The sequence below is a fragment of the Streptomyces sp. RP5T genome, assembly GCF_003933965.1.
Lineage (GTDB): Bacteria > Actinomycetota > Actinomycetes > Streptomycetales > Streptomycetaceae > Streptomyces.
In genome coordinates this window covers 1-7,939 of sequence record NZ_RSAJ01000399.1, presented here as the reverse complement: position 1 = coordinate 7,939, position 7,939 = coordinate 1, and the positions used below count along the sequence as shown (strand labels likewise).

Annotated in this window: 6 protein-coding genes and 2 pseudogenes; 2 read left to right on the top strand and 6 right to left on the bottom strand. The window is 70.7% G+C overall.

Going from position 1 to position 7,939, the window contains the following annotated elements; translation table 11 throughout:
* Positions 1–631: pseudogene (locus EHS43_RS31220) on the top strand (MFS transporter); the annotation flags it as partial.
* Here EHS43_RS31220 and EHS43_RS48200 read toward each other — a convergent pair.
* The 6 genes and pseudogenes from EHS43_RS48200 to EHS43_RS31190 all read right to left on the bottom strand — a co-directional run.
* A pseudogene (locus tag EHS43_RS48200) lies at positions 599–706 on the bottom strand (DUF397 domain-containing protein); the annotation flags it as partial. The pseudogenes EHS43_RS31220 and EHS43_RS48200 overlap by 33 nt on opposite strands.
* Positions 703–1,536: a helix-turn-helix transcriptional regulator gene (locus tag EHS43_RS31210; RefSeq protein ID WP_125194050.1), complete on the bottom strand. Its 834-nt coding sequence runs from the start codon at positions 1,534–1,536 to the stop codon at positions 703–705. The gene EHS43_RS31210 and the pseudogene EHS43_RS48200, both read right to left, overlap by 4 nt.
* A gap of 70 nt (positions 1,537–1,606) precedes the next feature.
* Positions 1,607–2,986 carry a DUF2235 domain-containing protein gene (locus EHS43_RS31205; protein WP_125194049.1) on the bottom strand — a complete coding sequence of 460 codons (1,380 nt, stop codon included), beginning with the start codon at positions 2,984–2,986 and terminating at the stop codon, positions 1,607–1,609.
* A gap of 126 nt (positions 2,987–3,112) precedes the next feature.
* Positions 3,113–4,030, bottom strand: coding sequence for an N-acetylmuramoyl-L-alanine amidase (locus EHS43_RS31200; protein ID WP_125194048.1), 918 nt, complete (start codon positions 4,028–4,030; stop codon positions 3,113–3,115).
* Between the two features lie 329 nt (positions 4,031–4,359).
* A complete protein-coding gene (locus EHS43_RS31195) occupies positions 4,360–5,037 on the bottom strand; it encodes a polysaccharide deacetylase family protein (protein WP_125194047.1) in 678 nt (225 codons plus the stop codon).
* On the bottom strand, positions 5,037–5,705 hold the full coding sequence (locus EHS43_RS31190) for a glycoside hydrolase family 11 protein (protein ID WP_125194046.1): 669 nt from the start codon (positions 5,703–5,705) through the stop codon (positions 5,037–5,039). Before EHS43_RS31190 ends, EHS43_RS31195 begins: the two co-directional genes overlap by 1 nt.
* Before the next feature lie 330 nt (positions 5,706–6,035).
* Here EHS43_RS31190 and helR point away from each other — a divergent pair.
* Positions 6,036–7,939: RNA polymerase recycling motor ATPase HelR (gene helR / locus EHS43_RS31185; RefSeq protein WP_125194045.1), on the top strand; the 1,904-nt coding region annotated here is incomplete at its 3' end.

Below are 7,939 nucleotides of genomic sequence, written 5' to 3'. Positions count from 1 at the left end.
CTGGACCACCAACGCCCTCCTGTGGTCCTCCCGCCCCCGCCGCCTGGTCTACCTCGGCCTGTGGGTCCCCAACGGCCTGATCGTGGGCAGCGATTCGCTCTACGTCTCCTACGCCCCCTCGGCCGCGGGCACGATGTACGCGTGCGGGGCGCTGGGCATGTTCGTGGGCGACCTGGCGGTGGGCCGCCTGGTGCCACCCGTGCTACGGCCCCGCCTCGCGACCCCGCTGCGGCTGCTGCTGGCGGTGCCGTACCTGTTCTTCTTCCTGCGGCCCGGTATCGCGCTGTCGCTCCTGGCCGCCACGGTGGCCTCGGTCGGGTTCGCCGCGTCGCTGGTCCTCCAGGAGCGGCTGATGTCCCTGACGCCGGACGAACTCGCCGGTCAGTCCATCGGGTTGCACGCCACCGGCATGGTCGCCTTCCAGGGCGTCGGTGCGGTCCTGGCCGGCACCTTGGCCCAACTCACGTCCCCGGCCACGGCGATGACGCTGATGGCGACCGCGTCGATCGCCGTGACCCTGACGCTCTCAGCGCTGGGCGAGCGCGAGGAAAGACGTCCAGGTGTCGGGGGTTACGGTGAGGGTGGGGCCGCCGGTGTGCTTGGAGTCGCGGACGTGGACGGTGCCGGGTGAGGTGGCGACTTCGAGGCAGGCGCCGCCCTGCTCGCTGCTGTAGCTCGACTTGAACCACTGAAGTGCGGTGCTCATGCGTCTCCTAGCAAACGGTCCAACAGGCTTTTGCTCTCCTGCGGGTTGAGCGCCTGTGACCGCAGCATCGCATATTTGCGTTCCAGCACCGAGACCTCGTCGGGATCAGCGACCATCCGCCCGTGGAGCTGTCCTTCGACGTATCCGACGCGTTGGTGATCAGGCGTTTCGACGAGGATGAACGGCCCCGAGAGCCCGGCGTGGAAGTCACGACCGACCGGCATGATCTGGAGCGTGACACTGGGCAGGACCGCCAACTCGCGCAGCCGGCCCAGCTGCTCGGTGTGCACCCCGCTGCCGCCCAGCCTGTCCTTCACGGTCACCTCGGAGACGACGAAGCTGACCGTGGGGGGCTCCGCTCGCTCCAGGATCTCCTGGCGCTCGGTCCGGGCCGCGACCCGCTGCTCGATCTCCGCCTCCGTCAGCGCGGGTACGTCGTTCAGGAACACCGCCCGGGCGTAGGCCGGGGTCTGGAGCAGACCCGGCAGCACCTGGTTGTCGTACCAGGACAGGGCCAGCGCCTCCCGTTCCAGGTCGATGTACTCCTCCGCCCAGCGCGGGAAGAGGTCGATCTCGGGCATGTTCTCCAGCGCGACCGACAACGCGCCCTTGGTGTCGAGGAGTGCGTCGAGCTGGGCGGCGAGGTCCGGTTTCAGGGTTCGCCTGCCCTGCTCGACGGAGGCGATGGTCTCCTCGTCCACGGCGACCTCGTCGGCGAGGGCCCGCTGGGTGAGTCCGGCCGCCCGCCGGAAGGTGCCGACGAGACTCCCGACCATCTTCACGGCGGTCGCGTTCTTCCGGCGCCGCGTACTGAGGCTCTTGTTGCTCATGCCGGTGAACTCCCCCGCACGGGGCGTACGTTCACCCGTTGCCACCCGTACAAGAAATCTGTACGGGTGCTCAGCCCCGGAAGACCTGCGGATACGGGCACTCCTCCAGGGGCTTTCCGGGGTGGTCGGCCCACCGCCACCACAGGTGCCGCTCGGCGCACCGCCACAGCGTGCGGCAGGCGCGCGGCCCGTCGTCCGCGCGGCGGACCAGCAGCATCCCGCCGGACGTCAGCGGCCCGTCGCAGGTGGGGCAGGGTTCCACGGTCGGCACGGGGGCACTGTACGGGGCGGGTTCGTCGGCCTTGAGCGGTACCGGTTCGATGCGCCGGGCCTCCCCGAAGATCCTGAGGTACTCGGCGAGCGCCGGAGGGCGGTAGTCGGCCTTGTGGTCGTACCGCGTGAGGACGGAGTCGGACAGGTACTCGCAGCCGTCGAGGACATGGTCCTCGGGGGCCCTCGGCTTCTTCGGGTCCCTCGGCTCCTCCGCCTCTCCGACGGGCCGGTCCAGGACCCGGAACAGCCTGTAGAACTTCACCCGCGAGTAGTGCCGCGGGCCCAGCGGGTCCGGTCGTACGGCGAAGTCGGCGCTTCTGTCCGGGTTCATCTCGTCCGGCCCCTGCGCACTGAGGACCCGGGTGTCGAACTCGAGGCCGTAGCGGGTGGCGTGCCCGACCATCCACAGCAGGGGGAGGTCGGACAGTCCCGAGTTCTCCTCGCCGCCTCCGACGTCGGTGTGCACCCCGGCGAACCAGACCTGGCGCAGTTCCTGGCCCTGCTCGGCGGCGCCCTTCTGCTGGTGCCACAGCGTCGGCGGGAACGCGGAGCGCTGTTCGTCGACGGCCAGGGCCTGGAAGGCGCCGTTGACCCAGGTGCTCAGGTCGGTGTCGTGGAAGGCCCAGCGCCTGTTGAAGCGGTTGACGAGCGGGCGCAGCGGCCAGGGAGCCGGGATCGGGATGCCGAGCGAGCCGACCGTGTCCCAGACGCCGATGAAGCGGATCTCCGTCTCGAAGGCGTAGGCCTGGCGGAAGAGGGTGGCCGCCACGCTGGTCGGCTGCTTGGCGCGGCTGCGGTACAGCGCCCACGCCTCGTCGAGCCGGTCGGCCTGCTCCGGGCGCAGGATGCCGCAGTTGCGCACCAGGCCGGCCAGGCTGCGCGCGGTGAACGCGCCCCGGCTGAACCCGAACAGGTACAGGGAGTCCCCGGGTTCGTAGGTGTGGATCAGGAAGCGGTAGGCGTCGAGCACGTTGCGCGACAGGCCCATTCCGAAGGCCCCGCCCCGCAGCCGTTCCGGCCGCTGTGCGCCGACCCCGCTGTGGTAGTACACCCGCTGTTCGGTTCCGACGGCGGTGCGTCGCCGTACGGCGAGCGCCACCTTGGCCACATTGGTCTTGTGCGACTGGTCGGCGCGATTCCACGTCCCGTCGCAGCAGACCACCAGATGCTTGGCCATGCTGTGCCTCCTCTGCCCGCGGTCCTGTGGACAGCACCCCGCGACGTTCGGCAGATACAGCCAGTACCGCAGGGAGCGGGCCGGCCCGCAACTCGGTGGCGGGCCGGCCCGGGGGAGGCGGGCGTCTCAGGCCACGACCGTGAACAGCTTCGTCGCCTCGCCGAGCCGGGACAGGGAGACCTTGCCGGGGATGCCGTTGGCGTCGGCACCCGTGTAGCCCAGGTGGCGCTGCCACTTGGCGTAGGCGGCGACGGTGGCGGTGCCGAACGAGCCGTCCCCGGCGTAGGACTTGGAGAGGTAGCCGAGTTCGACCAGGGCGGCCTCGGTGAGATTGGTGCCGGCCAGGTAGGTGATGTGGCCCTGCTGGGCGCCGGGGTCGGTCTTCGCGGCCGTCACCAGCCGGGACAGGTCGACGCGGGGCCTGCCCGCCGGTTTCGTCGGCTGCGCCTTGCCGGGGCCCGCGGCCAGCTGCTTCTTCACGGCGGCCCGGAAGTCGTCCATGTCGAAGCTCGGGTCGATCTTCCCCGGCTGGCACTCCTTGTGCCCGGCGACCGACTTCTCGCTCCACCCGTGCGCCCGGCAGATCGCCGCCGCCCACAGCACGGCCTGCCGGTACTGCGCCGCCGGGTAGGGGTCCCCGCCCTTGCCGCGGTTCTCGATCTCCAGGCCGTACAGGCAGTCGTTGCCGTCCGCCCTGGCCACGTCGTCGTGCGGGAGGGGCTTCTCCTGGCGGATGGCGTTCAGGACATCGATGTCGGCGTAACCGGCGTGGTTGGTACGGCCGTTGCCGATCATCCACAGTCCGGCGGTCTTGCCGAGCCAGGCGTGGCACAGCGGTCCCGGCAGATCGGATCTGCCCTTGAAGCAGAGCTCCTTGTCGTCGTGCCCGCCGGTGTGGTGGATCAGCACCCCGATGACGGGCCCGAAGGACTTCCCTGAAGCGGCGTCTCGGTTGTGGGTCTTCCAGCCGGCGTGCTCGTGCACGGTCAGGCCCTCGGCCTTCAGTGCGGCGAGCATCTTCGCGGCGGACAGGGGAGTGGCCATGCCTGCGGTTCCCTCCGGGCTGACGCGCCGGCCGCGCGTCAAGTGAACGACGGATCATGCGGGTTGACGTACCCATGGCGTTCGGCGGGGCTCGCTCGCCCCGCCACCGCCCATGATTGCGGGCCATGACCCGCCCCGTCGGGGAAACGCAGGCATTGACAGCCGAACGGATGCACCGCGGATACGGCCGGCGACTCCGGGCTCCGCGGGCGTCGTACGCGCGCGGAGCCCCCGTGATCCGTGTTCGGCGCGGCGGCCCGAAGGGGAACGACCGCCGCGCCGGGGCCGGCGGTGGGGGCGCCGGGGCCGGATCGCCGTGGCCGGGCGGGTCAGCCCGGTGCCACCGCGCGGCCGGTCTGGGGCGAGATCATGCCGGAGCACAGTCCCTTGGCGGCCAGTGTCTGCGCGATGCGCGGGATCGCCGCGCGGGTGTTGGCGGGCCAGTCGTGCATCAGGATGACCTGCCCGTTGGTGAGCCGGCCGACCGCCGCGACGATCGCGTCGGTGCCGGCGTTGTTCCAGTCCTGCGAGTCGACCTGCCACAGGACCTCGGTCAGCCCGTACTTCGCCTCGACGGCCTTCACGGTCGCGTTGGTCTCGCCGTACGGCGGCCGGAACAGCCTCGGTGTGCCACCGCCGCCGCCTGCGATCGCCTGCTGGGTGCGGGAGATCTCCGAGTCGATGGTGGCCTGGCTCTGCTGGGTCAGATGCGGGTGCGTGTAGCTGTGGTTGCCGACCCACATCCCGGCGCTGACCTGGGCCCTGACGAGGGACGGGTTGGCGGCCGCGTTCTGGCCGGTGTTGAACATGGTGGCCCTTAGGCCGTACTGCTTCAGGGAGTTGAGCAGGGCGGTGGTGCCGCTGCCCGGTCCGTCGTCGAAGGTGAGGCCGACGTATCCGGAGCAGGCGGCGGCCTGGTCGGGAGCGGCGGCGGCGGGGACGGCGAGGGTGCCGGCGGTGGCCAGGGCGGCGGCCGCCAGTAACGGGAGGTGTGCCCGGGCCCCCATCACGCCACCGTGATGTTCGAGCTGCCGCTGCTCTGGTAACCCTCGGTGGCGAGGATCATGTAGTACTTGAAGCTGCCCATCGGCATCCCGGCGCGGGACCACGCGTCGAAGTGGTTGCCGGTGGTGATCGAGCCGCCGGTCCGCCTCGACTGCCGCACGCTCCAGTACTGGTTGAAGGTCTTGGTGCCTTCCACGGACGGGGCGTTGTAGCGGGTGGTCTGGTAGATGTCGTACGTCCCGCCGTCGCTGCTGACCGTGCCCTTGTACGCTCCGGTGGGCCGGTAGGTGCCCCAGTTGTCGACGATGTAGTACTCGACGAGCGGATTCGACGTCCAGCCGTAGAGGGCCAGGTAGGCGTTGCCGGACGGGTTGAAGCTGCCGGAGTAGTTCACGGTGCGGCGGGACCCGTTGCTCCAGCCCTTGCCGGCCACGAAGTTGCCGGTGTTGCGCCAGGAAGTGCTGTAGTTCCCGCCGGAGTTCAGGGTCATGGAGACGGTGCCCTGGGCGTCCGTCCAGAACGAGTAGTAGTAGCCGTTGTTGGTCCCGGTCTGGTTCGTGGTGATGACCGTGGCCGCCTCGGCCGTGCCGGGCAGGGCCAGCGTGGCGCCGGTGGCCAGCAGGAGGCCGCAGACGCTGCGGCGCGTCGGGTGTGCGGGTGTGTCAGTCATGCCCCACAGTTTTGGTCTGCCCCTGTCAAGCGTCAACACTTTCGACGGATGTTTCGAATGCTTCGAGATCGCTCTCACCTGAGGAAACCGGCGAAATCTTTCGGAAGATCGCCGGGGGCGGTGGTGTTCGCACGGGAACAATCTCCGAATGTTTCGAGGTTCTTCCGGATGCGTCCTGCGCCTGGGAAAAAGAAAAGGCAGGGAGGTCAGCACCTCCTTGCCATGTTCAACCTATAGCGCACGGGGGGACTTGCGGCAAGGCCCCCGGGGAGGCGCACACTTACCGGCCGTAGGCCCCACGGCCGCCGACCCCACCCCGGAGCTGTTGCTTTGACTACCCTGCCCACCAGCGTGTTCGACCTCCCCGAGCGCCTCGCCGCCAAGGCCGACCCGACGCTGATCGCCGCCGACGAGGAGCACTTCGCGGCCATCGCGCGGTGCCTGGAGCAGACGATCGCCGAACTGTCCGACACCCTCGACGCCACCCTCCGCGCGCCCGGCGGCATCGGCCAGGAAGCCATGGACCGCGACACGGAGATCCACCGCCTCAGCGCCCGGCTGCGCACCCTGCGCCGCTTCGGCCTGGACCTGTGCCTGGGACACATGGTCGGCGCGGACGACGCCGAGCCCGTCTACGTCGGACGGCTCGGCCTCACCGACAGCACGGGCCGCCGGCTGCTCGTCGACTGGCGTTCCCCCGCCGCCGAGCCGTTCTTCGGGGCCACCCACGCCAACCCGATGGGGCTGGCCAGCCGCCGCAGATACCGCTGGACGAACGGCCGCATCGGCGACTACTGGGACGAGGTCTTCGCCCCGGACGGGTTCGCCGGGCACCACGCCTCCCTCGACGACCAGTCCGCCTTCATCGCCGGCCTCGGCAGCGACCGCTCGGAGCGGATGCGGGATGTCCTCGGCACCATCCAGGCCGACCAGGACGCCATCATCCGTGCCGGATCGCGCGGCGCGCTCGTCGTCGACGGCGGACCCGGCACCGGCAAGACCGTGGTCGCCCTGCACCGCTCCGCCTACCTCCTGCACTCCGACCCGCGTCTCGGACACCGCCGCGGCGGCGTGCTGTTCGTCGGCCCGCACCGGCCCTACCTGGCCTACGTCTCCGACGTCCTGCCCAGCCTCGGCGAGGAGGGCGTGCAGACCTGCGTCCTCAGGGACCTGGTGGCCGAGGGAGCCGCGGCGGGGGTCGAGACCGACCCGGAGGTGGCCCGCCTGAAAGCGTCCGCCGACCTGGTGAAGGCGATCGAGAAGGCCGTACGGTTCTACGAGGAGCCGCCCACCGAGGGCATGACCGTCACCACCCACTGGTCCGACATCCCGCTGACCGCCGCCGACTGGGCCGAGGCGTTCGACGCGGCGGAGGGCGCCCCGCACAACGACGCCCGCGACCAGGTCTGGAACGAACTGCTCACCATCCTGGTGGACAAGCACGAGGGCGACGCCCCCGAGGCACTGCTCCGCAGGTCCCTGCGCCAGAACAGGGAGCTGCTGACCGCCTTCAACCGCGCCTGGCCGCTGCTGGAGGCGGCCGACCTGGTCTCGGATCTGTGGACCGTCCCGGCGTATCTGCGGATGTGCGCCCCCTGGCTGGGCCGCGACGAGGTACGGGCCCTGCAGCGCGCGGACGGCCAGGCGTGGACGGTGTCCGACCTGCCCCTCCTGGACGCGGCACGGCAGCGGCTCGGCGACCCGCGCGCCTCGCTCCGCAAGCGCCGCAACGAGGCCACCGCGGCCGCCGAGCGCGAGCGCATGGCCACGGTCGTGGAGAACCTGAGCGCGGTGGCCGACGACGAGTACGGGATGGGCCTGGTGACGATGCTCAAGGGCGAGGACTTCCACCACGCCCTGGTCGACGAGAGCGCCCTCCAGGCAAGCGACCCCGACCTGCTCGCCGGCCCCTTCGCGCACGTGGTCGTGGACGAGGCGCAGGAACTGACCGACGCCGAGTGGCAGATGCTGCTGCTGCGCTGCCCGTCCCGCAGCTTCACCATCGTGGGCGACCGCGCCCAGGCGAGGCACGGCTTCACGGAGTCCTGGCAGGACAGGCTCGCGCGGGTGGGCCTCGACCGTGTGGAGATGGCCTCCCTGACCGTCAACTACCGCACCCCGGAAGAGATCATGAAGGAGGCCGAGCCGGTCATCCGCGCCGCGCTCCCCGACGCCAACGTCCCCACCTCGATCCGCAGCACCGGCGTCCCCGTCACCCACGGCCCGCTGACGGA

Coding starts and splice junctions, on each gene's coding strand:
- EHS43_RS31190 (WP_125194046.1), bottom strand. CDS start 5,705: ATGACTGACACACCCGCACACCCGACGCGCCGCAGCGTCTGCGGCCTC.
- EHS43_RS31205 (WP_125194049.1), bottom strand. CDS start 2,986: ATGGCCAAGCATCTGGTGGTCTGCTGCGACGGGACGTGGAATCGCGCC.
- EHS43_RS31195 (WP_125194047.1), bottom strand. CDS start 5,037: ATGGGGGCCCGGGCACACCTCCCGTTACTGGCGGCCGCCGCCCTGGCC.
- EHS43_RS31210 (WP_125194050.1), bottom strand. CDS start 1,536: ATGAGCAACAAGAGCCTCAGTACGCGGCGCCGGAAGAACGCGACCGCC.
- EHS43_RS31200 (WP_125194048.1), bottom strand. CDS start 4,030: ATGGCCACTCCCCTGTCCGCCGCGAAGATGCTCGCCGCACTGAAGGCC.